This window comes from Nocardia xishanensis NBRC 101358 (assembly GCF_001613365.1).
Taxonomy (GTDB): domain Bacteria; phylum Actinomycetota; class Actinomycetes; order Mycobacteriales; family Mycobacteriaceae; genus Nocardia; species Nocardia xishanensis.
Genome location: NZ_BDCF01000002.1, coordinates 270,718 through 294,344 on the forward strand (window position 1 = coordinate 270,718; position 23,627 = coordinate 294,344).

Consider the following 23,627-nt stretch of genomic DNA (forward strand, 5'->3'; position numbering starts at 1 on the left):
ATGCCTGGGGCCGGTGTCTCGATCTACCGTTTTCGGCGACAGCGGGTAGCGCGAATGGAGGACTGAATGAAGGCGATCACGCAGGACCGGTACGGATCACCGGAAGGTCTCGAGTTCGGCGAGGTCGCCGTACCGGTGCCTGGCGACGACGAGGTGCTGGTCCGGGTGCACGCTGCCGCGGTCAACGCCCTCGACTGGCATGTGATGCGGGGAGATCCGTACCTGGCCCGGCCGATGATGGGACTGCGCGGGCCGCGGGCGAAGATCCGCGGCCGCGATTTCGCGGGCCGGGTCGAGTCCGTCGGGCGAAACGTGCAGCGGTTCAAGGCCGGTGACGAGGTGTTCGGCGAGGCCGATGGCGCCTTCGCCGAGTACGTGGCCGCACCGGAAAGCGTGATCGGACACAAACCGGCTCGCCTGACATTCGAGCAGGCGGCCGCGATTCCGCTGGCGGGCAACACCGCACTGATGGGCTTGCGGGACCTCGGGCAGATCCAGCCGGGCCATCGAGTGCTGATCAACGGCGCGTCCGGCGGCGTCGGCACGTTCGCCGTGCAGATCGCCAAGGCCTACGGCGCGGAGGTGACCGCCGTGTGCAGTACCAAGAACATCGAGCAGACGCGAGCGCTCGGCGCCGACCACGTCGTCGACTACACCAAGGACAACTTCACCAGCGGCACAGCGCGTTACGACCTGATCTTCGACTTGGTCGGCAACCACTCGCTGACCACCTTGCGGCGAGCGCTGACACCGGCCGGAAAGCTCGTTCTCTCCGGCGGCGGCGTGTACCGGGGCGGCTCGGTCGTCGGGCCGATGGCGCTCATGGTGACGGGAATGGTGGTGGCGCGCTTCGCTCGCTGGGTGGATGTCCTCCAGGTTGAGCAGCGCGCCGCCAACCTGAGCACGCTCGGCGAGCTCGCCGAAGCCGGGAAGCTCACACCGGTCATCGACCGGACTTACCCGCTCAGCGAGGCCGGCGCGGCCATTCACTACCTGGAAACCGAGCACGCGCGCGCGAAAGTCGTCATAACGGTCTGACGAGTCGTCACGTCTCGCCGACCCGCGCACTCACCACACTGCCGACCACCACGGCGCACGAGAGCCCTTGCCGCTCAGCGTACCTGGCGATGCTGAGCTGGTTCCGCTTCAGCTGTCCGCGGCAGGTCGACCGGACACACCGGCCGACGCACGGAAGTTGCGGCGGTAGGTCATGGGCGAGACTCCGATCGCCTCGTGCAAGTGCTGGCGCAAGGAAGCGCCGGTGGCGAAGCCGACCTCGGAAGCGATGCGGTCGACGGACAGGTCGGTGGACTCGAGCAGTTCGCGTGCGCGGAAGACGCGCTGCTGGATCAGCCACCGGCCGGGACTGACACCCACCTCGTCGCGGAAGCGGCGGGCGAACGTGCGATGGCTCATGCTGGCTTGTTGTGCCAGATCGGCCAGCACCAGGGGGAGATGGAGACGGCTCAGTGCCCACTGCCGGGCCGCCGCGGTTCCCGCCGACGTCGTAGGCGGCACTGGCTGTTCGATGAACTGAGCCTGGCCGCCATCTCGCCACGGCGGCACCACGCAGCGGCGCGCCACCATGTTCGCGATCTCGCTGCCGTGATCGGTACGCACCAGGTGCAGACACAGATCGATACCGGCGGTGGCGCCCGCGGAGGTGAGGATGTCGCCGTCGTCGACGTAGAGGACGTTCGGATCGAGCCGGACATACGGGAAAGCGCGACGGAAGCGGTCGGCCGAGTTCCAGTGTGTGGTGGCGGGCCGATCGGCCAGCCTGCCGGTGGCCGCCAGCACGGCCGCCGCCGTACACAGCGAGACGATCCTGGCGCCCGGTCGAATTCGAGCCATCGCGCCGACAACCGATCGCGGTGGTTCACCGGCGAGATACGGTGCGATGTCGCACGGTGGAATCACCACCGTCTCAGCCGTTTCCAAGACCGATGCGTCGTACTGGACGGCGATGGCGAAGTCGGCCTGGCTGCGCACCGGAGAGCCGTCGACCGAGCAGGTGAGTATCTCGTAGCGACCATCGGCCACCCCGAACACGCGGTTCGGAATGCCGAGCTCGAACGGATACACGCCGTCGAGCGCCAACACGACCACCCGATGTGGTCTTCCACTCACCATGGCACGATCCTATCGAACAATGGCAATCACGCCATTTCGCCGCACGTCGGCGCACGGCAGGCTCGAGCCATGAACAACTTCGATATCCCTGCCACGATGCGCGCGATCAGCCAGGACATCCTCGGCGGCCCCGAGGTGCTGCGCGAGGTCGAGCTGCCGGTGCCACAGCCGGGGCCGAGCGAGATCCTCGTTCGGGTGCGCGCCACCGCCCTCAACCCGACCGACTGGAAGCATCGGGCCGTCTCCGGCCTGTTCCTGCCCGCGCCGCCGTTCATACTGGGCTGGGACGTCGCCGGTGAGGTGGTCGCCACCGGCTACGGCGTCACCGTGTTCGCACCGGGTGACGAGGTCTTCGGCATGCTGCCGTATCCGTATGGGCACGGCGCTGCGGCCGAGTACGTCACCGGTCCGGCTCGCGCATTCGCCCGAAAGCCCATCAATCTGAACCACGTCGAAGCCGCCGCCATCCCCCTCGCCGCCTTGACCGCTTACCAGGCACTCGTCGATACCGCGAAAGTTCGAGCCGGGCAACGGGTTCTGGTCCACGCCGCGGCCGGAGGAGTCGGGCATTACGCGGTGCAGATCGCCAAGTCGCGCGGCGCCTACGTCATCGGCACCGCGAGCGCGCCGAATCACCCCTTCCTGCGCGAGCTCGGTGTCGACGAGGTGATCGACTACCGCACAACCGATTTCACCACAGCGATCCGTGATGTCGATGTCGTCGTCGACCCGCTCGGCATGGAGAGCGTCCTGAACTCCGTGCGCACGGTGCGCCCCGGCGGCATCGTGGTATCCCTGCTACCGTGCGACGCCGCCCTGCTGTCGGCCGAGGCCGAAAAGTGTTCGGTTCGAGCGGTTGTCATGCTGGTCGAGGCCGATCACGCCGGAATGCAGGCTCTCGCCGACATGGCCGCGGAAGGCGCCCTGCGCCCCGCCATCGCCGGTACCTTCCCGCTCGCGGAGGCCGCCAAGGCGCACGCTCTCGGTGACACCGGCCGCACCGTCGGCAAACTCGTCCTCACCGTGCCCTGACCGCCGATACGGGTGCCGTCAAGGATCGGGCCATGCGCGGCAAATGAAGCCGATCGACCAGTCCAGAGGTCGTGCGAGGATCGTGTCGTCGGATGCGTGAACGACCGCGCCGCATCAGCGGTGGTCGGTTCCTGGCCCGAGGAGGCTGGTGATTCCGCTTTGGCGCCCGTCGAATGTTTGTGGGGCGGTAGCGTTGTCGGTCGTGGGTGACGCTCTTGTAGCCAAGCTGTTCGCTGAGGTGACCGACGTGGATCCGGAGGTTCGCCGAAAAGGCTTGGAAAGGTTGGCCGACTGGGGTGGCTACATCTACAACGTGTTGGTGGAAGTGCTGCGATACGAGAAGTACTCGTACGCCTGGCCGGATTGCGCCGACATGCTGAGCGAGGACCTCTGTGACAGCAAGATCTCCTTCGGCGTCTTCATCGATGACCTCATCGAAGCGCCGAACGAGGTCGTGTTCGATCGGTTTGCCGGTCTGCTCGGGCTACCGGCCGGAACTCACCCACCCCGCTTCGCCATTGACGGTCACAGTGGCGACCCCGAGCTACCCGCGCCCGCGGTGTCTGCTGGCCTCCATCAACGGGTAGCCGTGCTGGTGGCACTGCTGGGCAGCCCACTGGAGCGGGTGCGGCAGAATGCCGTGTGGTCCCTGGCCGAACTCGGCCCCGGCGTCGCCCCGGTATTGCGCGCCGTACGAGACACACGAATGTTGGGCCGGCGCGCCGCGATCAGCGCCCTGGCGGAGCTCGACTGGGCCGAGTTGGGCACGGCCGACCAAGCGTTGGTCCAACGCCTGATTCGGGTCAAGCAGCTCACCGAGGTGCCGCGGCCGGTGATCCCGCAAGGCGAGTGGTACGCGTTGCCGACGACCGACCAGGCAGCAGTACTGGCCGCGTTCGATCTTCGAGACCCGGTGCCCGTGACCATGCGTATGGGATTCGCGCCCTGGCAGCTGGACGGCCCATGGCGGCCGTTGCCCGAGTACATCGGCTACGGCATCACCGGTGCGTACGGGCAGGTGTTCGTCACACCAGCCTTGGACGGGTGGACGTTGGTATTCGCCGACGGCGGCGTGCTGGCCGCGGACGGGAATGTGGCTGACGGTGAAGTCGCGTTCGCCTCCGCGCAGCACCGCTGCGCGGAATTGAGCCGCCGCTTCGGGAAAGCGCACTGGTACCTCGAAACCGAGAGTGGTGGATGTTGGGATCAGAGCGGATGGTGCGTCGCCGACAAGGGTGAGGTCGTGCGGTACTGCTACTACGACTTCGATATCGAGGGCGGTGTGCAGATCGGCCCTGCGGCCGAGTCCGGACGCCAACCGACCATCGAGGAACTTCGGGCCTGGGTGAACGAGCATGACCCCGGCACGGGAGTCCCACCGGTGCGACCGGAGATCCCACCCAACGAGTCGACAGACGAGAAATTCACAGCGTGGGTGCTGGAAAACTTCGCACCGCCTACCCAGGGCGAGACGAGCCACGAGGACATCGACGACAATGCCGACGACCTCGATGAACCTCTCGACACTCATCGTGACGAAGAGGAGTCAGGGGGCTGGGAATTCAGATCCCTCGAGGTGGCCTGGCGGCTGTCGGTGAGCCCCGAAGCACTTGGACCGCATACCCGTGTCCAAGGCACCGGTGTGCTGGCCGTGCCCGCAGGCAAACCGCACAGCAGACGCTATGGGGCCCTGCCCATCTGACGCTTCGGCGACCGGCAGTCGCCCCGGCGGGCGAGTTCGGCGTGAAGGTCGACTTCGACGGTGCCGAAGAAGTCGATGTTCTCGCTGTGCGCGGGTCGAGATACGGGCCAGCACCTCGTCATCGACATAACGGCCGACCCGTCGCATCTACTCCCGGGCGGACTCGTTTCCACGCGACACCTCGAATGCGCTGAAGTCGGCATTGTGGGATGTTCGAGGAAGACGGCAGCGCACCGCGCGGTGCGGCTGCTGCACGACACGCCCGGCGGGAAGGATCGCCGCCGTCACGCGCTTGGTGTAAGTCGGCTGGCCATGTTCGGTTTCCTCGCAATTCGCCGGAATCCCGTGCTTCCACCACAGCTTTCATTCCCCGGAGGGAATCGCTAGGTGTTCGTGCGCCGAGCAGAATCGAGCGCCATGAGCAATCGCTTCGACGACAACGCACGCGCCGACTCGACCGAGCAGTACGTGCCCGACGCCCGGGTCTCCCGCGCCTACCACCTGGAACCGATGCGCGGCTTGGACGGACTGACCACACGGACACGAGAGATCCCGCGACCAGGCCCACACCAGGTCGTGGTGCGGGTGCGCGCCGCCTCGATCGACCGCCGCGACATCATGCTCATGGAAGGCGCGTATCCGGTGCCCGCCGAACCGGGCGTGGTGCCGTTGGCCTCCGGTACCGGCGAGGTGATCGCGCTGGGAGACAAGGTGACTCGGGCCGCCGTGGGAGACAGGGTCACCGGCACCTACTTCCTCGGCTGGATCGACGGCCCACAGACACAGGCGCTGTCGTGGCAGCAGTACGGTGCCAACCACGATGGCTGGCTGGCCGAACACATAGTGCTGGAGGAGGATTCGGTAGTGCACGTGCCGGCGCACCTGACCGACGCCGAGGCCGCGACACTCACCTGTGCCGGGTTGGTGGCCTGGGCGGGGCTCACCAAGCCGGTGCCGGTGGGCGCCGGGCAGACGGTCTTGACCGTGGGTTCCGGAGTTGTCGGACTGTTCGCCGTGCAGCACGCCAAAATACTGGGGGCGCGCGTCGTTTCTATCACATCCTCGGCCGAGAAGGCGGAGCGGCTGCGCAAGCTCGGCGCCGACGAGGTCGTCGACCGGACTCGCACGCCGGACTGGGAACAAGCAGTGCTCGACCTCACCGACGGTATGGGCGCAGACCACGTGATCGACGCGGTCGGCCCGCTCACCCTGCCGAAATCCCTCGCGGCCGCGGCCTACAACGCACAAGTGACGCTGATCGGCGCATTCCCCGCCCCGGCCGGGCAACACCCCGCCGATCCGCTGGGCGGCAAATACCTGGCGATCCGGCGGTTGGCGGTCGGCAGCCGCACCGACTTCGAGGCCATGAATCGGGCTGTCGCCGAGCACCGCGCACGGCCGGTGATCGATCAGGTCTTCCCGTTCGACCGAGCCGCCGACGCCTTCCGCCACTTCACCGAGGGTGACCCCTTCGGCAAAGTCGTCATCACCATGCCGTAAGAACCCGCCAGCGGTTCCGGACGTTTCGTCCGGGTTTCACAATCCACTGGACGGCAGCGGCGTCGCGGTCTCCGGGCCGCGATGGTGTAGCCGGAAACACGGCCGGTGTCGGGCCGGAAGAAGACCGGCCGACACGGAAAAGGCGCGCCGAAGCGCGGTTTCGTCCCGCTGCCGCATGTGTTCCAACGGCGGCCGCCCGGGGCGCGGTTTCACCGGTGGTAGGGTGGCCGGGTGCTCATCGAGGTCGACAGACTGTAGCCGCCAGTTCGAAGGCGGCGATTCCGGGTTGGGCGTTCATCGCATCCGATGAACCGCCGAGTTCGCGCGCGGATCGCGCGCGAAATTCTCGTGTCCACTGTGCGCACGTCCTCGCCAGGTCGTGGAGTCGGCTTCGCCGCGCACAGCGCACCGCTACCCCAGCGCCCTAGTCTTCGGCTTTCTCTCACGCGGTATCACCTGCGGCGCTGTGTCTTCCGGTAGACATTCACCGGTGATCGTCGGCCGCCCGCTGCCGCGCGCGTCCCGCACCGGCGGGCCGCACTGCCAGCTTCCTCCCCGGGCACAAGGAGAAACACCGCATGCCGACGTCCACCCACGCGCCGATCACCCTGCACGACCTCACCTTCGAATGGCCCGACGGCACCGTCGCGCTGTCCCACCTCGACGGCGTATTCACCACCGGAAGAACAGGATTGTTCGGACGCAACGGCGCGGGAAAGTCCACGCTGCTACGGCTGATCGCGGGCACCCTGACTCCGACCTCGGGCCGTATCGAGGTCGCCGGCGAGATCGGATACCTGCCCCAGACCTTGACCCTCGGCCACGACACCACCCTCGCCCAACTGCTCGGCATAGCGGACGCACTCACCGCACTCCGCGCGATCGAGGCCGGAGACATCGACGAGCGGCACTTCGAATCGGTCGGCGACGACTGGGACATCGAAGCCCGAGCGGACGAGGCGCTGCACGACATCGGTTTCTCCGCGGCCGATCTCGATCGTCGCGTCGCCGAGATCTCCGGCGGCCAGGCGGTGCTGGCCGCCATCACCGGGCTGCGGATTCGCCGCACCCCGATCACCCTGCTCGACGAGCCGACGAACAACCTCGACCGGTCCACGCGCGCACAGCTGAGCGCGTTCGTCGACAACTGGCCCGGCACCCTCGTCGTCGTCAGCCACGACCTGGAACTGCTCGAACGCATGGACAGCACCGCCGAATTGCACGCCGCGGAACTGGACGTGTTCGGCGGCCCCTACAGCGCGTGGAAGCAGCACTTCGACGAGCGGCAGACCGCGGCCGCGCAGGCGGCTCGCACCGCCGAACAGGCACTGAAGGCCGAGAAACGCCAGCGGATCGAGGCCGAGACCAAACTCGCGCGCCGGGAACGCACCGCACGCGCGACGCAGCAGCACGGCGGCATCCCCCGCATCCTGGCGGGCAACCGCGCCAGCAGGGCGCAGGTCTCGGCGGGTGCGATGCGCACCGGACTCGACGCGAAAGTCCGCACCGCCCAACGGGTTCTCGACGAGGCCGAATCCCGCGTCCGCCGCGACGAGCACATCCACCTCGACCTGCCCGACCCGGACGTGCCCCGCGGGCGGCGGATCGCCGAGTTGCGCGACGGCGACCACACCCTCGTCATCCAGGGCCCCGAACGCGTCGCCCTCACCGGACCCAATGGCGCCGGAAAATCGACGCTGATCGAGAACCTGCTCGGCACAAGGAGTTTTACGCCGGGCCAGGTGACGGGAACCCTGTTCACCGACCGCGTCGGCTATCTGCCGCAGCGCCTGGACGGGCTCGACGAGAACGCGGGTGCGGTCGACAACGTGCACGCCGTCACCGCCACCACGCCACCCGCCGCCATCCGCAATCAGCTGGCCCGGCTGCTGCTGCGCGGCGACAGCGTGGACCGGCCGGTCTCGACGTTGTCGGGCGGGGAACGATTCCGCGTCTCCCTGGCTCGGCTGCTGCTCGCCGACCCGCCCGCCCAACTGCTGATCCTCGACGAGCCGACCAACAACCTCGATATCGCCAGCGTCGACCAGCTCGTCGAGGCGCTCGCGAACTACCGCGGCGCGGTCCTCGTCGTCAGCCACGACCATCCGTTCCTCGCGCGCATCGGCATCGACACCATCGTCGAGCTCGCCGCCGACGGCCGCCTGCACCGGCGCGGCGCCCTCGAAGAACTCGACCGCTGACCGAACTACGTCGTGCGCAGCGTCAGCTGACGGATGTGGCGGGGGCAACGCACGACCGAGAGTGGAGATCCCACAATCTCTGCTCGAAGGACGAACCACATGATCGAAACACGACGAGGCCGCACTGGGCGGCGAATCACCAGAGCTGCCACCACGATCGCGGCCGGAGTCGCCGCCGGCAGCCTCGCCGTCGCGTGCACCGCGAGCACCACCACCCACGCGGGCCCGACCGAGGACGCGCCGAAACCGACGGTCGTCCTCGTGCACGGCGCCTTCGCCGACGGGTCCAGCTGGAACGATGTGATCGAAAAGCTGCGCGCCGACCACTATCCGGTCGTGGCCGCGGCCAATCCGTTGCGCGGCCCCGCCTCGGACGCCACCGCGCTGCGGGCGCTCATCGGCAATATCGGCGGGCCCGTGATCCTGGTCGGACACTCCTACGGCGGCTCCGTCATCAGCGCGGCCGCAGCCGGAAGCGACCAGGTCAAGGGGCTCGTCTATGTGGCGGCCTTCCTGCCCGCGCCGGGCGAGACCGCGCTCGGGCTGACCAACCAGTACCCGGGTTCCACGCTGCCCGGCACGCTGAACCCGGTGCCGTTCACCGCTACCGACGGCAGCACCGGCACCGACCTCTACATCCGGCAGGACAAGTTCCACGACCAGTTCGCCGCCGACGTCTCGGCCGACCGCGCCGCGCTGATGGCCGCCGCCCAGCGGCCGATCGCCCAGTCGGCGCTGGAGGAGAAGGCCACCATCGCGGCCTGGAGCGACAAACCGAGCTGGGACGTCGTCACCACCGAAGACCGGAACATCCCCGTCGCGGCCCAGCGATTCATGGCCGACCGCGCCCACGCTCAGGTCACCGAGGTCGCCGCCTCGCACTCCGTCGCCGTCTCACACCCCGATGTGGTCGCCGACGTCATCGAACAGGCCGCCCACGCCACCCACTGACCACCCGCGAAAGACCGTACAGGAGAACACGATCGTGGACATGAAACTGGAAGTCGTCGTCCTGCCCGTCGCCGACGTCGACCGCGCCAAAGCGTTCTACACCGAGCGGCTCGGATTCCGCCTCGACGCCGACTTCCCGGTGGACGACGGCTACCGCGTCGTCCAGGTCACCCCACCCGGCTCGGAATGCTCGATCATCTTCGGCGCGGGCGTCGCCGCCGCCGCACCGGGGACGCTGCACGGCCTGCACTTGATCGTCACCGACATCGAGAAGGCCGTCGCCGAACTGACCGAACGCGGTATCACGGTCGACGGTCCGTTCCGCGACGTCACCGGCGTCTTCCACCATGCCGGAACCGTCGGCCGCGTCCCCGGCCCGCACCCGGAGCGCGCCAGCTACGGCTCGTTCGCCGCCTTCACCGACCCCGACGGCAACGGCTGGTTCCTACAGGAAGTCACTCAGCGGGCACCAGGCCGCTGAGCTCACGACGAAAGCGAACGCCATGTCCGACAAGGCAAATCATATTTACGATGTCGTCGTCATCGGGGCCGGACCGGTCGGTGAGAACGTCGCCGACCGCACCAGCGCCGCCGGGCTCAGCACAGTCATCGTCGAATCCGAACTGGTCGGCGGCGAATGTTCGTACTGGGCCTGCGAACCCAGTAAAGCCCTGCTGCGCCCGGCCTTACTGCATGCCGAAGCCGCGCGATTCCCCGGCGTCGACACCGCGGTCACCGGGCCGCTGGATGCCCGCGCCGTCCTGAAACACCGCGACCGCATGGCCGCCGAATGGAACGACCAGGGACAGGTCGACTGGCTCGACTCCGCCGGTATCGCACTCGTGCGGGGCCACGGCCGACTCGCCGGGCCACGACGGGTGACGGTGCGGACCCCCGACGGCGACACCCTGCTGCTCACCGCCCGCTACGCTGTCGCGGTGTGCACCGGCAGTTCCGCTGCCCTGCCGCCGCTACCCGGTCTGGACACCGTGCGTCCGTGGACGAGCCGGGAAGCCACCAGCGCCCGGGAAGTGCCGGGCCGCCTGGCCATCCTCGGCGCCGGGGTGGTCGCCACCGAGATGGCGACCGCATGGCAGGCGCTCGGCGCGCAGGTCACGCTCATCGCCCGCGAGCCCCGATTGCTCACGCGCGTCGAGGAATTCGCCGCCGATCTGGTCGCCCAGCGGCTCCGGGAAGCAGGCGTCGACCTGCGGTTCGGCACCACAATCAGCGTCGCCGAGCGCGCGGGCGGACCGGACGACGGAATTCACCTCACCCTCGACGACGGCGCCCGGCTCGTCGCCGACGAACTCCTGCTCGCCACCGGACGCGCGCCCCGCACCGGCGACATCGGATTGGAGACCGTCGGACTGACGCCTGGACAGTGGCTCGCCACGGACGACACCTTCACCGTGACCGGGGTCGATGGCGACTGGCTGTATGCCGTCGGCGACGTCAATCACCGTGCGCTGCTCACCCATCAGGGCAAGTACCAGGCTCGCGTTGCCGGTGCGGTCATCGCGGACCGGGTGCGCGGGCTTGCCCTCGACGCCGATCCGTGGGGGCGGCACGCGGGCACCGCCGATCTGCTCGCCGTGCCGCAGGTCGTGTTCACCGACCCGGAGATCGCGGCGGTCGGCCTCACCAGCGAGGACGCCGCCCGCACCGGACGGGTGGTGGATGTCGTCGACTACGACATCGGCCGGGTCGCCGGTGCGATCCAGCACGATCCGTCCTATCGCGGACGGGCACGCGTCCTCATCGATGCCGAGCGCCGCGTGATCGTCGGGGCCACTTTCGCCGGGGCTGGCGTCGCCGAACTCCTGCATTCGGCCACGATCGCCATCACCGGTGAGATCCCCCTCGACCGGCTCTGGCACGCGGTGCCCGCGTTTCCCACCATCAGCGAGGTCTGGTTGCGGCTGCTCGAAACCTATCGAGACCAGCAGTTGGCGGCGGCGACACCCCGCATCGTCGCGACATAGCGGAATTCGGGATGACCCTACGGAATCGCGCCCGCGGCAGTGCATTGCCGCGGGCGCTTTCGGCACTTCGAGACGCGCCTCAGCGGAGCAATCAACGCCCGTCGGCCGCGAGCATCAGACGGTGAACTCCCAGACCGCCGGTCCGCGGCCGTGGAGGACCGCGGCCTCCGCCCATAGCCACAGTGCTACCGGGCCCGCGAAGAGGGCAGCCCCGCGCACCCGCCGATCCGTCTGCGGATCGGCGGGTCGCGCCGCGTTCATTCTCGCCGTCCACGCGTCGAGACGAACTCCCGAACCGCCGCGGCGAAAAGCTGCGGCTCCTCCAAATGACCGAGGTGCCCGCTGTTCTCGAGGACACGCAGGCGTGAATCCGGGATGAGCCGATGCAGTTCCTCCGCCCAGCGCGGTCCGCAGATGACGTCGTGGCGGCCCACGATCACCAGGACCGGCACGGACATGCCGGGGAGGTCGGCGCGATCGTCGATCAGGTCGGGGGACCGATCGGCGTCCAGGCCCGAAATGTAGTTCGCCTGTATGGAATTCCGCACGGCAGCCCAGCGCTGCTCGTCGCCCCAGTAGTCGGCGAAGTACGACGGCAACACACCCCGGGCGACGGCCAGCGTCTGCTCGTCGCTCGAAATGTCTTGCATCACACCGAATGCCGCGAATATCTCGCCCAGTTCGGGCCGGTCCGCGTGCGCCGCGGCGAACTGTTCCAGCCTCCGCGCGGCCTCGAGGGCGTGTTCGGGGCCGGTCACCGGCGCGCCCTCGTACAGGATGATCCCCGCGAGCCCCGTGGGCCGGTGCAGCGCGTGGTAGGCGGTGACGAACGCGCCGTACGAGTGGCCGAGCAGATACACCTCCGGTACGCCGAGATGTTCGACGATCCGTTGCAGGGCGCGACTGTAGCGTTCCCGCGTGTAGCCGTGCGGATGCGACGGCAGCCGGCCGGATGAACCGGTGCCGATGGCCTCGACGTACACCATCGTCAGGTGCTCCTCGAGGGCCGGCATTCGCAGGTACTCCCAGAGGATTCCGGGACCGCCCGGGTGGGCGATGCACACCGGGCCGCGGCCGTACACGTGGTACCGCTGCAAGACGCCGTCGGAGTCGAACGAGTGGACGCCCGGTGACAGCCGCATGTCGTGCGCGGTCGAATGCGGTGCGGTCATCACGCGGCCTTCAGCGGGCCCGCGAAGGACTTGCGCAGGGAAGACGGGCCGATCAGGGGCAGCAGCGCCGCGAGGATCTTGCCTTTGAGCGTCCGCGGGGCGCGGGTCAGTTCGACGTCGACCCGGGTGCCGCCCTCGTCCGGTGTGGCACGAAAGACCCAGCCGCCGCCCGCCCCGAAGAGTTTGGAGTCCAGGGTGGTGATGGTGACGGTGTCGCCCGCCGGATCCCATTGGTAGCGGGCGCGTTCCCACGCGGCCGACGTTCCCTCGGTGACCTCGGCCCAGGTGTCGCCGCGGTCGTGGACGACAAGATGTTCGGCGTCGATGGTCGGCCACACCTGAGCTCGGGCGGGCCCGAAATCGGTGAGTACCTGTACGACCTCGGCGGGAGACAGGGTGGACAGCAGGTGGAAACGGACCGTTGCCATGGGAAATGCTCCTCGAAACCTCAGCTATGGATGTGGTTCCGGTTCCGCTTACACGGTTCCGGACGCTCATCGAGCATCGCTTTCGGGAGCATTTCCACGAATCCGTCAGATGACGCTGCGTTGACGTAATCGCTTCCGGCAGGGCGGAAAATACGCCGTGCGCAGGCCGTTCGCACTCCTCGCAGACGCAATGGCCGCTGCGAGGAGTGCGGACACGCTGCTCAGGGAATCACAGGTGGTCGGCGTCGATGACGGCTTGGGCGAACGGGTGTGGCGCTTCCTGCGGGACGTTGTGCCCAATGCTGTCCAAGACGCGGTGCTCGTATTTGCCGGTGAACTTGCCGCGGAAGGCTTTTCCGTCCTTGGCCGCGCCGTCGAAGTCGCTGGTGACGGTGATGGCGGGCACGGCGATCGTCGCGCCGTCGAGTTGCCGTTCGTAGTCGTCGTACTGCGGTTCGCCCGGCGCGAGGCCGAGTCGCCACCGGTAATTGTGGATGACGATGTCGACGCGATCAGGATTGTCGAAGGCGGCGGCGCTGCGGTCGTAGGTCGCGTCGTCGAAGTTCCATTGCGGTGAGGCCCGCCGCCAGATCAGCTTGTTGAATTCGTGGCGGTTGCGGCTGTAGCCGAGTCGTCCGCGCTCCGTGGCGAAGTAGTACTGGTACCACCAGCCCAGTTCGGCCTCCGGCGCGAGCGGCTGCTGGTTGGCGGCGATCCGGGTGACGAGATATCCGCTCACGGACACGATGGCTTTGCAGCGCTGCGGCCAGAGTGCGGCGATGACGTCGACCGTTCTCGCGCCCCAGTCGTATCCGGCGAGGACTGCCTTGTCGATGCGCAGGGCGTCCATGAGGTCGACGATGTCGCGGGCGATGGCCGTCTGCTGGCCGTTGCGGACGGTTCGGTCGGACAGGAAGGTGGTGGGTCCGTAGCCGCGCAGGTACGGGACGATCACCCGATAGCCCGCAGCGGCGAGCAGCGGTCCGACATCGGCGTAACTGTGCGGGTCGTACGGCCAGCCGTGCAGCAGCAATACCGGTTGCCCTGTGGGGGAACCGAATTCGGCGTATCCGACGTTCAGGACACCGGCCTCGATCCTTTTGATGGGCCCGAGGGTGGTGTTGGCTCCCGATCCCGCGCGCATGTCCGCGCCCGGTGCGGCGGTCGCGGGTGCGGCGGTGCGATCGGCGCCGCAGGCGGCGAGCGAGGTCGCGGCCAGGCTCGCGGCGCTCACCGCGAGCGCCCCGCCGAACAGTCCTCGTCTGCTGATGGTCATCGCAACTCCTACCGGTGTCGTCCATGGGCGGCGGCCGGTGGATCGCCCCCGGCCGCCCCGATGACGCTAGGTAGCTCGCGACGGCCGTCGCGAGCGTCGGCCGACGTAGTCGATGTCGGTCATCCGACGGAATGGCTGATCACGCATACGCGCCCACCGCGCCGAATCCGGCTGTCCCCGCCGGTCGCGGTCCACCGTGGAGTCGGGTCGCAGCCTGGGCCTGAATTACGCAGTCGCGTTCTCGTCGGTAGGGAGCAGGCCCGCGAGATCGGTGCGCGAGCTGACGCCGAGTTTGGGAAAGATGCGATGCAGGTGGGTGCTTACGGTCCGATGCGACAGGTACAGCCGCTGCCCGATCTCCCGGTTGGTCAGCCCCTGGGCCGCCAATCGGGCGATGCTCAGCTCATGTGGTGTGAGCCGATCGCGGGCGTCCGGATCGCGGTTCGGGCTGGACTCACCGGCGCTGCGCAGTTCCAGCCGCGCTCGTTCGCTCCAAGCGGTGAACCCGAGCGCGTCGAAAATCTCTCGGGCCGTGCGCAAATGGGCGCGGGATTCGACGACCCGGCGCTGTCGCCGCAGCCATTCGCCGTAGGACAGGTGCAGCCGCCCGCGCTCGGCGGGCCAGGCGGTCAGATCCGCCGCGAGCGCATCGGTGAAGTGTGCTTCGGCGTCGTCTGTCGCCAAAAGAGCGTGGGCGTATCGCCATCCGATGTGCAAGGCGGGCGACGGCGTGGACGCCACGGCCTGTTCCAGACCGCGCAGCAGTTCCCGCAGTGCGTCGGCTTGGCCCGCGCGGATCGCCGCGTCGGTGAGTTCGGCCAGGAAATAGGCGCGCAGCGCCGGCGAGTGCGACGGATCCCGCGGATCGTGCACGCGGCGCAGATCGGCGAACGCGTCGTCGTACCGGCCCTCGCCGAGTGCCGCGATCCCGCGCGCGAGTTGAACGGTGGCCAGGACGGGGCGTGCGCTCGAGGCGAGCCCGATCCGTTCGGCATCGCCCGCGAGTGCCGCGGCGTGCGGGTAATCCCCTCGCAGCGCGGCGATTTCGGCTTGGACGGCGGTGGCGAGCCCGTGCATGAAGGGCTGACCGGTTTCGCGGGCGAAGTCGGCGGCTTCGGCGGCGGCCTGCGCGGCGGCGGCGAGATCGCCGAGCCGGGTCAGCGTCCACGCCCGCACGGCGAGCGCGCGCGGCAGCAGTCCGAGCTGCCCGCCGGCGCGAAATCCCGGCGCGGCCGCGGCGGAGAAGTGGGCGGCGAGATCGAACGCGCCCACCTGAAGTGCCGCGCTGCCGAGGAACCGGTCCACCTCGTGGTTGCGGCCGGTGTCCGAGGCCAGCGCCCGCAGCCGGTCGATGACGCGTTCGCCGCGTTCGAACGGTGCGACATACGCGGACACGGCGACAATACGCGGGTCGTCGTCGGCGACGGGAAGTTCGTCGGCGACGGCGAGCAACGCGCGGCGGGTGCCGGCCCCTGGATCGGACCAGAAACAGCGCATGGCCGCACCCCACAGGATCCGCATGGCCGCGTCGGGGTACCCGTCGGCGGCGACAGCCGCCGCCAGCGCCGCCAACTCGGCGATGCGCGACGGGCTTTCGCGTACACCGTCATCGAATCCGCTGAGCAGCCAGGCCGCGGTGGCGTCGTGCCTCGGCGTGGTCGGGAGCGCGCGGGCGGCCTGGACGAGTCGTTCGGCGGTGTCGCGGCGGCCGGAGTCGACGGCGAGTTCGGCCGCGCGTAGCAGCCGGTCCGCGCGCGAGCCCGGGCTGTCGCTGAGGTCGGCGGCGCGCTCCAATGCCGCAACGGCGCCGCCGCGGTGGCGTGCCCGTTCGGCGACGTCCTCCAGTTCGCGCGCCGCGTGTTCGTCGGGGCCAGCGGCTGCCGCGGCCCGCTGCCAGGCGCGCCGATCCGGGTGCTCGGCGAGAACGTCGGCGAGCGCGCGATGGGTGCGGGCGCGTTCGCCGGGCGTCGCCGTGGCGATGAGAGCCGACCGCATCAGGGGATGCCGGAAGGCGACGGTGCCGTCTCCGAGCACGAGCAGCCGGTTCTCGACAGCGGGCGTGAGGATCTCGAGTTCGGCTGGCGATCCGAGGAGAATGCCTGCGGCGGAAAGTGTTTCAGTGACCGAGTCGCCGTCGTTCAGCGCGGCGGCGAGTAGCGCGGCCCTGGTGGAGGCGGGCAGCGTAGCGCCGCGCGCGGAGAAGGCGCGTTCGAGCCGGTCGGTCAGCGGCAGCGCCGCCGGAAACTCATCGAGATCGACCATCGCCGTGGACAATTCGGTGAGTGCCAGCGGATTGCCGTTGGCCTCGGCCAGCAGCCGGTCACGGATCTGCGCGGGCAACGCGGGGGCCACCAGGTTCAACAGTGCGGACGCATCGTCATCGGACAGCGGTTCGAGCCGCACGAGGCTCAGCCCCGCGTCGGCGAGAGGCGTGTCGATGTCATCGCGCGAGGTGGCGATCACCGCGATCGGTTCGGGATCGATGCGGCGGGCCACGAACGCCATGACCTCCGCGCTGGCTGGATCGAGCCAGTGCACATCCTCCGCGACGATCAGCAGCGGCCGCTCGTCCGCCGTGTCGGCCAGCAGCGTCAGCGCGGCGAGCCCGACCAGATAAGCGGTGGGTTCATCGCCGCTGTCCGACAGTCCCAAAGCGGTTGCCAGCGCGTCGTATTGCCGGGCCGGAAGTCCGGTCAGCTCCTTGCGCAAGGGATACAGCAATCGATGCAGCCCGGCGTAGGCGTAGTTCTGTTCGGCCTGCACCCCGGCGGTCCGCAGCACCCGGACCCCCGCGATGGCCGCCGCCGCGACGGCCTCGTCCACCAGCGCCGACTTCCCGATCCCGGCCTCGCCCCGAATAAGAATCCCGCTGCGATCGGCGGGCCCCTCGACAAGCGCACCCAGATCCTTCAGCTCGGCATCTCGCCCGAACAGCGGCATCGTGCGCACTCTCTTTCCTGCCCCGTTCCGGTCGCGGGCACCCTGCGACCCTACTCGAGTTCGAACTCGTCGACCTGTCGCCTAGGTCATGGACAGTGGGCTTCAGCAGCGGTGACGCACCGGAAGCTGTCACTCCGTCAGGAGAGAGCTCACCTCGTCGGCGAACAGGAGGGCGGGGTCGAATTCCATTCCGGTGAAGTGTCCGGCGAGTTCGAGGGAGAGGACGCCGTGGATTCGGGTCCAGAACGACAGGGCGCGGTGAAGTGTCGTGGCCGGCACATTGTCGGGGGCCCATCGGCGATGGCGTTCGAGGTGGGTGTCGAACGGTGTCGCCCGCTCGTCGAGCGGCAGCGCGGAGAATGCCTCGATCAACATCGTCATGGTCTCGTTCGAGATCGCGGTGGTGTCGTCGGGTGCGTGATAGCCGGGGACCGGCGTGCCGTAGACGAGCAAGTACCGCTGGGGGTCGGCCAAGGCCCATTCCCGTAGGGCATAGGCCATTCCGCTCACGTCGGCGCCGGAGTCTCGTGCTGCGCGGAGAGTATCGGCCAGGCTTCGGTAGGCGTCGCGAATGAGTTCGGTGATCAACTCGTCGCGGCCGGCGAAGTACCGGTACAGGGCGGGGCCGCTCATGCCGACCTGTTTGGCGATCGCGTTGAGCGACAGCGCGGACGAACCCGCCGTGGCGATCTGTTCCCAGGCGCACCGCTTGATCTCCGCGCGCATCTGCTCGCGATAGCGCTCGCGCGGACTCCGCGCCACGGCATCCGTCATGGGCTGCCCCTTCCGACTGTGCACCGTCACCGTTGGTTAGAGGCTATCACTTTTTCTCTTGCATCTCACTCAGGGCTGTTATAACTTCTAACCAACGCGACAGTGAGTAACCCTAAGCGTTTCACGATTCGAACAAGGAGCAGAACCATGACCGACACCCGCCGCCGTAGCCAGGCCACCCTGCTCGGGATCGCCTTGACCGCCGCGATCGTCGGCGCTACCCCCACGCCGGCTCTCGCGGACGGCTCCGCGGCGGACTCGAGCCCGCTGACCTGCCAGGGACAAGGCATCGACCCCGCCGCCCCGATCCACTACCGCACCGAAACCTTCATCAAGGCACCGCTGGACACCATCTGGAACCTCCAGACCGACGTGGAACGCTGGCCGAGCTGGCAGCAGCCCGTCACCAGCAACGAACGCCTGGATTCCGGCCCACTGCAGCCCGGTTCGCAGTTCCGATGGACCACCCCCGTCCCCGTCCCCGCCACCGCCACGACTCCCGCGACGATGCTCACCATCACCTCCACCGTCCAGCAAATTCAGCCGCAGCAGTGCATCCGCTGGAGCGGTCCGGCGATCGGCGACGGGATCGGCATCGACAACGGCATCCACGTCTGGACCTTCACCCCGGTGGAGGGCGGCGTCCTCGTGCGCACCGAAGAGAACTGGAACGGGGCGCAGGTCGAGGCCGACGTAGCGACCTCGACCCGCTTCCTCGGCGCCGGTCTCGAAGCCTGGCTGGCCGACCTGCGCACCGCCGCCGAAGGTCGGTGAACACTCTGCCGGTCAATATATTTCGGCGTGGACGCGGCGGCGGCAGGCGGTGGTGAGACGGTGGAATCGAGCGGTTCCCACGCGGTATGGCCGGGTTCAGACGGCCGTGAAGGTACCGAGCCCCGCGGAGATATTGATGGCGAAGCCGCCTGCCTGCGCAAGTGCGACGATATCGCCCGCTCCGGTGAACACCGGCACCGGAGCCGGGGCGCAGTCGCAGGGCCGCGGCGCCGTTTCCCGATCCGCCACGTCGGCCACACCGGACGCTCCGGTCGTCGAGTTCGACCAATAGATTCGAGCGTGAGAGTCGAAAATACTCCCACCGCCGAAGGGGCTGGGATTGGCGACACCGAAGGTGGTGACGCCGGGTCGTTCACCGACGGTCGCCGTCAGATAGACGTTGAATTGTGATGGAACACCGAATGTTTGGGTCAGCTTCATCAGCGGAAGCTGGAACGTGGTCGTCTGCGCGGCGTGAGCGACGGTGTGCTGCCCCAGCACCAGCGCACCGGCTACCGTACTCGCGACACCCAGTTTGACGCCGACGCCGGCAGCCCGGCGCACCACCTCGTTCGTCACTAGCCCTCCTCACAGTCGATTCCGGCCCACATCCATGCCGGCGACCCCGTGCGATCGGTGAGTCAACCGCCGCATCGACGTCGCCGACAGCCGCATTCACGGCGCGGCCTGCGCATTCGGCAAGGCGCCGTGAACGAGCGCCTGCCAAGTAAACAACCCGAGATGCGATATTCGCGGCATCGACCCGCCCGGACTTGCGGCGTGCCGGTCGAGCAGGGATACAGCTCAGGAAAGGAAGGGCCGCGCCCACTCGGTGAACCGCTCCCCCAGCTCCGCCTGCGCCGCCGCGAGGACGGCCGCGGGGTCCTGCGCCACCGGCAGGCCGAAGTTCTCGTCGAGCCACACCACGAACTCGTCGTGCCCGTCGCTGTACTCCTCGTCCTCCTCGCGATAGAAGTACACCTCTTCCCAATCGACTCGGATCTCCGAGTCGAAGCCGAGAAGCTGGAACAGCTCTCGCACGTGACGCGCGACGACGTGCTGTCCGCCCTCGTCTCCGAAGACGACCACGGGCAGCGTCGCCAGGTCGGCCCGGTCGTCGAGACGCCACAGCGCGTAGAACGAACCCGAGCCGTTGGCCTGCGCGAAGGGGATCAGCCGATCGGTGAACTCCGGATCTTTCGACCAGCCCGCCACCAGGCCCGAGATGTCCCCGAAGTCCGTCAGGCCGAACCCGTCGGCGTAACTCTCGTAGCCGAGCCGCTCCTGCAACTCCATCAGCAGGTTCAGCTCCTCGACGGGCGAGTACGGGCTGTTCACAATGCGTCTCCAAGCAGGCACGTGGGCAGTCTCGTTGCGGCCGCCCGGATTTCGAGATCTTAAACGTCATCGCCCGGCCGGTTCCCGTCCACATCCCGCGCCGCGCGGATATGGGTGTGCCCATCGAGCGAGGGTTGAAATCGCTCGATGGGCACGTGCCGCGAGTCTCGATCGCGACGCGGGGCAGCGCTCCGATGATCTCGACTTCGCGGCAAGGTGCGCCGGAAGGCAGGGGTGAAGTTTGCGAGACCTCCGCCTCCGGCGCACGTCTGGACGGGTTACAGCGAGCCTCCGCCGCCGACCAACCACGGGTTGAAGGTGCACTCGAGGTTCGGGTGGCCGACCGGGTCGAGCGCCCGCAGCGCGATGGACAGCGCGCGCGGCGAATACATCATGGTGAGGTGGTCGGAGAGGTCCTGCTCGCAGCCGTCCTGGAGGGTGATGTTCTGCACCGTCGCACCGGGGCCCGCACGCAGGAAGGTCAGCTCGTAGGGGTTGGTGACCTCGTCGTAGCGGGTGCCGACGATCGTGTATTCGACTCCGGATACGGTGTCGCCGTTGGCATTCAGCTTGTTCACGAAGTCCGAGCCGATCGTCTGCTGGATACCAGCGTGCCCGACGAAGATCTCGACGAAACCCAGAACGTCGATACCGAGGTTGTTGATCGCCCGACCCAGCGCACCGATACCGTCCAGACTCGTCCCGTGATGGGTGGCACCGTAGGTGATCAGGTTCCCCACCTTGGCCGCCCCGCCCTCGAACTTGGTGTACCAGTTGGCCATCGAACCACCCTGCGAGTGCGCGACGATGTCGACCTCGTCGGCGCCGGTAGCGGCGAGCACCCGGTCCACGAACATTGCCAACTGCTTGGCCGAGTCCTGGATGTAGCCGGTGCCCATCACCCCTGGCAGCACCGACCCGAGCCCGCCGCCCTCGACCGGATTGGCCCGGCCGTAGTTGAAGGTGAAGGTGCAGAACCCGGCGTCCTTGATGGGCTGACCCATGTAGGCGAACCCGTTGTAAGCGTTCATCCACGTCCCGTGCAGCATCACCACCGGGCGGGGATGCTCGGCGGTCGGCCTGCATTTCCAATCGTTGGCACCGGGCGGGGCGGCATCGGGGTTGGTCAGGCCGTAGCCGAACGCCTCGACCCACGAGGTCTTCGGCGGACCGTAACCGACTGTGTCGCTGGCGAATCCACCCGAGGATCCCGAGCTGCTCCCCGATCCGCCGTAACAGTTGCCGGAACCGTTGCCCGATCCCGCGCCACTACCCGAAGTGCATGCCGAGCCCGAGCCCGCGCTGCCCGAATTCGCCACCGGCTTCCGGCCGGCCGCGATGTAGTCCGCCAGTTGCTGTTCGGTCGGCTGCGCTTCCGGCGCGGCGTGCCCCGTCAGCACACTCGACCCCATCGCCATCGCCGCGGTGACGGTGAATATCGCGGCGCGCAGTATTCTCCGATTGATGCTGGATCTCATCGAATGCCTTTCCGTATTACGGCATGGTTGTCGTTGCGTCGGGCGCGCCCCGCGGTATCGAACGGCAGCAACGATAAGACGACGCGTTTCCGAAAATCACTGGCCGGCAATGGATCCTGGACGGATCACTGAACAATTCAGATCCCGTGTATGAGCCGCCACAGAACGAACAGAATGCGAGCGATACACATCTGGTTTCGAGGTTGCCGGCGGCGCACACGTCGGTCACCGCACTTCTCCGGACTCGATATTTCGACTTCGCCACGGAGGCGCGCTCAGAGGTCCGGTGAAATTTCGCCTCGGTCATAGGATTTCGACCGGATCACAAACTTTTATCCTCAGATGCTGTGAACCTGCGCAAGCTGATCGGTCGATCTCGAACGCGCACTGGAGTCATATAGCTCGGGCCTGTCACACACCAAACCAATTGGCCCGAAGTGATTCTCGTCGGCAGGTCGGCGACGCGCGCCGTAGTCTTTCCAGCCGCGCGAGCGCCGACCACTGCCGGCCCTATCGCGGGCTACCGGCCGCTCGCCACTCGGCGATGGCCCGCCCGATCTCGGTGGCCGGAGGCTCGTCGTAGAGCCACTCACGCGCTAGCCGATGCCAGTTGTTGGTGACACCGAACTGGCCGAGCGCGGCGAAGGTGAACAGATCCGCGCGTCGGGAGAACACGTGCTCCGCCGGAAGCAGTTGGTGGCGCATGCCTTTGAACTCGGCGGCGCGCGGGTCGACCGCGAGGATCACCGCGCCGGTGGCGAGCTCGGGAGTGATCGTGATCCGCTCGTCCAGCAGATGCCATCCCGCTGCGGCCCAGACGTATTCCAGGCATTCCTCCGCGGCGACTCCCGCATCCGGGTCGATGATGCCGCGTCCGACCCACGCCTTGTACAGGTCCCCCGCGCGGTGTTCACCGGCCGCCCGCAGACATGCCCGCTCGAAGTCCACGTGCACGGGATCCATGTGGTCGTAGAGCCCGAAATCGACGAACGCGAGCCTGCCGTCGGCCGCGAGCAAGATGTTGCCGGGATGCGGATCGCCGCAGAACTCGTTGTCGCGGAACAACGAACTGATGTAGAAGCGGTAGATCAGCTCGCCGAGCCGATCGCGGTCGGCATCGGGCAGCGTCCTGATCTGGTCGAAGGTCGCGCCTTCGACGAACTCCGTCACGAGAACATTGCGCGTGCAGTGCTCTTCGATGCTGTCGGGCACCGTGATGAAGGGATGACCGCGGTATCGCATCGCCACCCGATGCTGGATCCGGGCTTCTCGCGGATAGTCGAGTTCGTTGCCGATGTTGCGGGCGATCTCGTCGAGCACGGCGGTGTCGGCGGCACTGGGCAGCACGGACTTCCACAGCTTGCTGATCATTTCCAGATTGCGCATGTCCGCGTCGATGGCCCGGTCGACGCCGGGATACTGCACCTTGACCGCGACGGTGCGCCCGTCGTGCAGCCGGGCCCGATACACCTGGCCGATCGACGCCGCGGCGATGGGCGTCTCGTCGAAGTCGGCGAAGACTCGCGCCAGCGGCCCGAGATCGTCCTCGATGACCTTCAGCATCGCCGCGAACGGCGCCGCCGGAGCCCGATCGCGGAGTTCGGCCAGCTTGGCGCGAAACATTTCACGATGCGTTTCGGGAACGAGGTCGACGTCGAGAACCGACAGCATTTGGCCCAGCTTCATCGCCGCGCCTTTCATACCGCCGAGCACCGTGACGATCTGCTGCGCCGTGGCAAGAGTCGACCGTTCGGCGAGTATCCGCCGAGCCTCCTCGGTTCTGCCGATCATCGACAACCGGGCCCCGACACCGCGCACGGCCTGCCCCGCGGCCAATCGGCCGAGCCGACCACTCCGCGCCAGACGTCCTCCCGGCACCCGATCGGCCACCGCACGCACCTCCGCCAGATCAGCGCGGCGCACGTCGCCGCGTCCGGACATTC

Annotated in this window: 20 protein-coding genes; 9 read left to right on the forward strand and 11 right to left on the reverse strand. The window is 68.0% G+C overall.

Annotated features, from left to right (window positions below; all coding sequences use genetic code 11):
- Positions 1-66: 66 nt before the first annotated feature.
- Entirely contained in the window at positions 67-1,038 is a 972-nt protein-coding gene (locus NX1_RS03515) for an NAD(P)-dependent alcohol dehydrogenase (RefSeq protein ID WP_068053520.1), read from the forward strand.
- A 108-nt stretch (positions 1,039-1,146) separates the two neighbouring features.
- On the opposite strand, the gene NX1_RS03520 is transcribed toward NX1_RS03515, so the two are convergent.
- Positions 1,147-2,133 (reverse strand): GlxA family transcriptional regulator, encoded by a 987-nt coding sequence (locus NX1_RS03520; RefSeq protein ID WP_084500928.1) that lies wholly within the window; start codon positions 2,131-2,133, stop codon positions 1,147-1,149.
- Positions 2,134-2,202: 69 nt separating this feature from the next.
- On the opposite strand from NX1_RS03520, the gene NX1_RS03525 reads away from it, so the two are divergent.
- The 7 genes from NX1_RS03525 to NX1_RS03555 all read left to right on the forward strand — a co-directional run bounded on the left by NX1_RS03525 (position 2,203) and on the right by NX1_RS03555 (position 11,504).
- Positions 2,203-3,165, forward strand: coding sequence for an NADP-dependent oxidoreductase (locus NX1_RS03525; protein WP_068053524.1), 963 nt, complete (start codon positions 2,203-2,205; stop codon positions 3,163-3,165).
- A gap of 202 nt (positions 3,166-3,367) precedes the next feature.
- Entirely contained in the window at positions 3,368-4,867 is a 1,500-nt protein-coding gene (locus tag NX1_RS03530) for a HEAT repeat domain-containing protein (protein WP_157119508.1), read from the forward strand.
- 417 nt (positions 4,868-5,284) lie between these two features.
- Positions 5,285-6,367 (forward strand): zinc-dependent alcohol dehydrogenase family protein, encoded by a 1,083-nt coding sequence (locus NX1_RS03535; protein ID WP_245668303.1) that lies wholly within the window; start codon positions 5,285-5,287, stop codon positions 6,365-6,367.
- Between the two features lie 578 nt (positions 6,368-6,945).
- Complete coding sequence (locus NX1_RS03540) at positions 6,946-8,568, forward strand: ABC-F family ATP-binding cassette domain-containing protein (RefSeq protein WP_068053530.1); 1,623 nt, start codon at positions 6,946-6,948, stop codon at positions 8,566-8,568.
- Positions 8,569-8,667: 99 nt separating this feature from the next.
- Positions 8,668-9,519, forward strand: a complete 852-nt coding sequence (locus NX1_RS03545; RefSeq protein ID WP_068053532.1) for an alpha/beta fold hydrolase — start codon at positions 8,668-8,670, stop codon at positions 9,517-9,519.
- A gap of 40 nt (positions 9,520-9,559) precedes the next feature.
- A complete protein-coding gene (locus NX1_RS03550; protein WP_218024043.1) occupies positions 9,560-10,000 on the forward strand; it encodes a VOC family protein in 441 nt (146 codons plus the stop codon).
- A gap of 22 nt (positions 10,001-10,022) precedes the next feature.
- Positions 10,023-11,504 carry a dihydrolipoyl dehydrogenase family protein gene (locus NX1_RS03555; protein ID WP_068053535.1) on the forward strand — a complete coding sequence of 494 codons (1,482 nt, stop codon included), beginning with the start codon at positions 10,023-10,025 and terminating at the stop codon, positions 11,502-11,504.
- 114 nt (positions 11,505-11,618) lie between these two features.
- On the opposite strand, the gene NX1_RS35920 is transcribed toward NX1_RS03555, so the two are convergent.
- From NX1_RS35920 to NX1_RS03580, 6 genes are all read right to left on the reverse strand, one after another.
- On the reverse strand, positions 11,619-11,765 hold the full coding sequence (locus NX1_RS35920) for a hypothetical protein (RefSeq protein WP_157119509.1): 147 nt from the start codon (positions 11,763-11,765) through the stop codon (positions 11,619-11,621).
- Entirely contained in the window at positions 11,762-12,676 is a 915-nt protein-coding gene (locus NX1_RS03560; protein WP_068053538.1) for an alpha/beta fold hydrolase, read from the reverse strand. Before NX1_RS03560 ends, NX1_RS35920 begins: the two co-directional genes overlap by 4 nt.
- Positions 12,676-13,104, reverse strand: coding sequence for an SRPBCC family protein (locus NX1_RS03565; RefSeq protein WP_068053541.1), 429 nt, complete (start codon positions 13,102-13,104; stop codon positions 12,676-12,678). Before NX1_RS03565 ends, NX1_RS03560 begins: the two co-directional genes overlap by 1 nt.
- Positions 13,105-13,333: 229 nt before the next feature.
- On the reverse strand, positions 13,334-14,380 hold the full coding sequence (locus tag NX1_RS03570) for an alpha/beta fold hydrolase (RefSeq protein WP_068053543.1): 1,047 nt from the start codon (positions 14,378-14,380) through the stop codon (positions 13,334-13,336).
- A 225-nt stretch (positions 14,381-14,605) separates the two neighbouring features.
- Positions 14,606-17,320, reverse strand: a complete 2,715-nt coding sequence (locus NX1_RS03575) for an ATP-binding protein (protein WP_068054206.1) — start codon at positions 17,318-17,320, stop codon at positions 14,606-14,608.
- Positions 17,321-17,449: 129 nt separating this feature from the next.
- Positions 17,450-18,094 (reverse strand): TetR/AcrR family transcriptional regulator, encoded by a 645-nt coding sequence (locus NX1_RS03580; RefSeq protein ID WP_068053545.1) that lies wholly within the window; start codon positions 18,092-18,094, stop codon positions 17,450-17,452.
- Positions 18,095-18,241: 147 nt separating this feature from the next.
- On the opposite strand from NX1_RS03580, the gene NX1_RS03585 reads away from it, so the two are divergent.
- Positions 18,242-18,868, forward strand: a complete 627-nt coding sequence (locus NX1_RS03585; protein ID WP_068053547.1) for an SRPBCC family protein — start codon at positions 18,242-18,244, stop codon at positions 18,866-18,868.
- Positions 18,869-18,964: 96 nt separating this feature from the next.
- On the opposite strand, the gene NX1_RS03590 is transcribed toward NX1_RS03585, so the two are convergent.
- The 4 genes from NX1_RS03590 to NX1_RS03605 form a co-directional block, all read right to left on the reverse strand.
- A complete protein-coding gene (locus tag NX1_RS03590; RefSeq protein WP_068053548.1) occupies positions 18,965-19,447 on the reverse strand; it encodes a hypothetical protein in 483 nt (160 codons plus the stop codon).
- A gap of 225 nt (positions 19,448-19,672) precedes the next feature.
- Complete coding sequence (locus tag NX1_RS03595) at positions 19,673-20,206, reverse strand: hypothetical protein (RefSeq protein ID WP_218024044.1); 534 nt, start codon at positions 20,204-20,206, stop codon at positions 19,673-19,675.
- A gap of 278 nt (positions 20,207-20,484) precedes the next feature.
- Positions 20,485-21,624 carry an esterase/lipase family protein gene (locus tag NX1_RS03600; RefSeq protein ID WP_245668316.1) on the reverse strand — a complete coding sequence of 380 codons (1,140 nt, stop codon included), beginning with the start codon at positions 21,622-21,624 and terminating at the stop codon, positions 20,485-20,487.
- Between the two features lie 570 nt (positions 21,625-22,194).
- Positions 22,195-23,574, reverse strand: coding sequence for an ABC1 kinase family protein (locus NX1_RS03605; RefSeq protein WP_068054210.1), 1,380 nt, complete (start codon positions 23,572-23,574; stop codon positions 22,195-22,197).
- Positions 23,575-23,627: the final 53 nt, after the last annotated feature.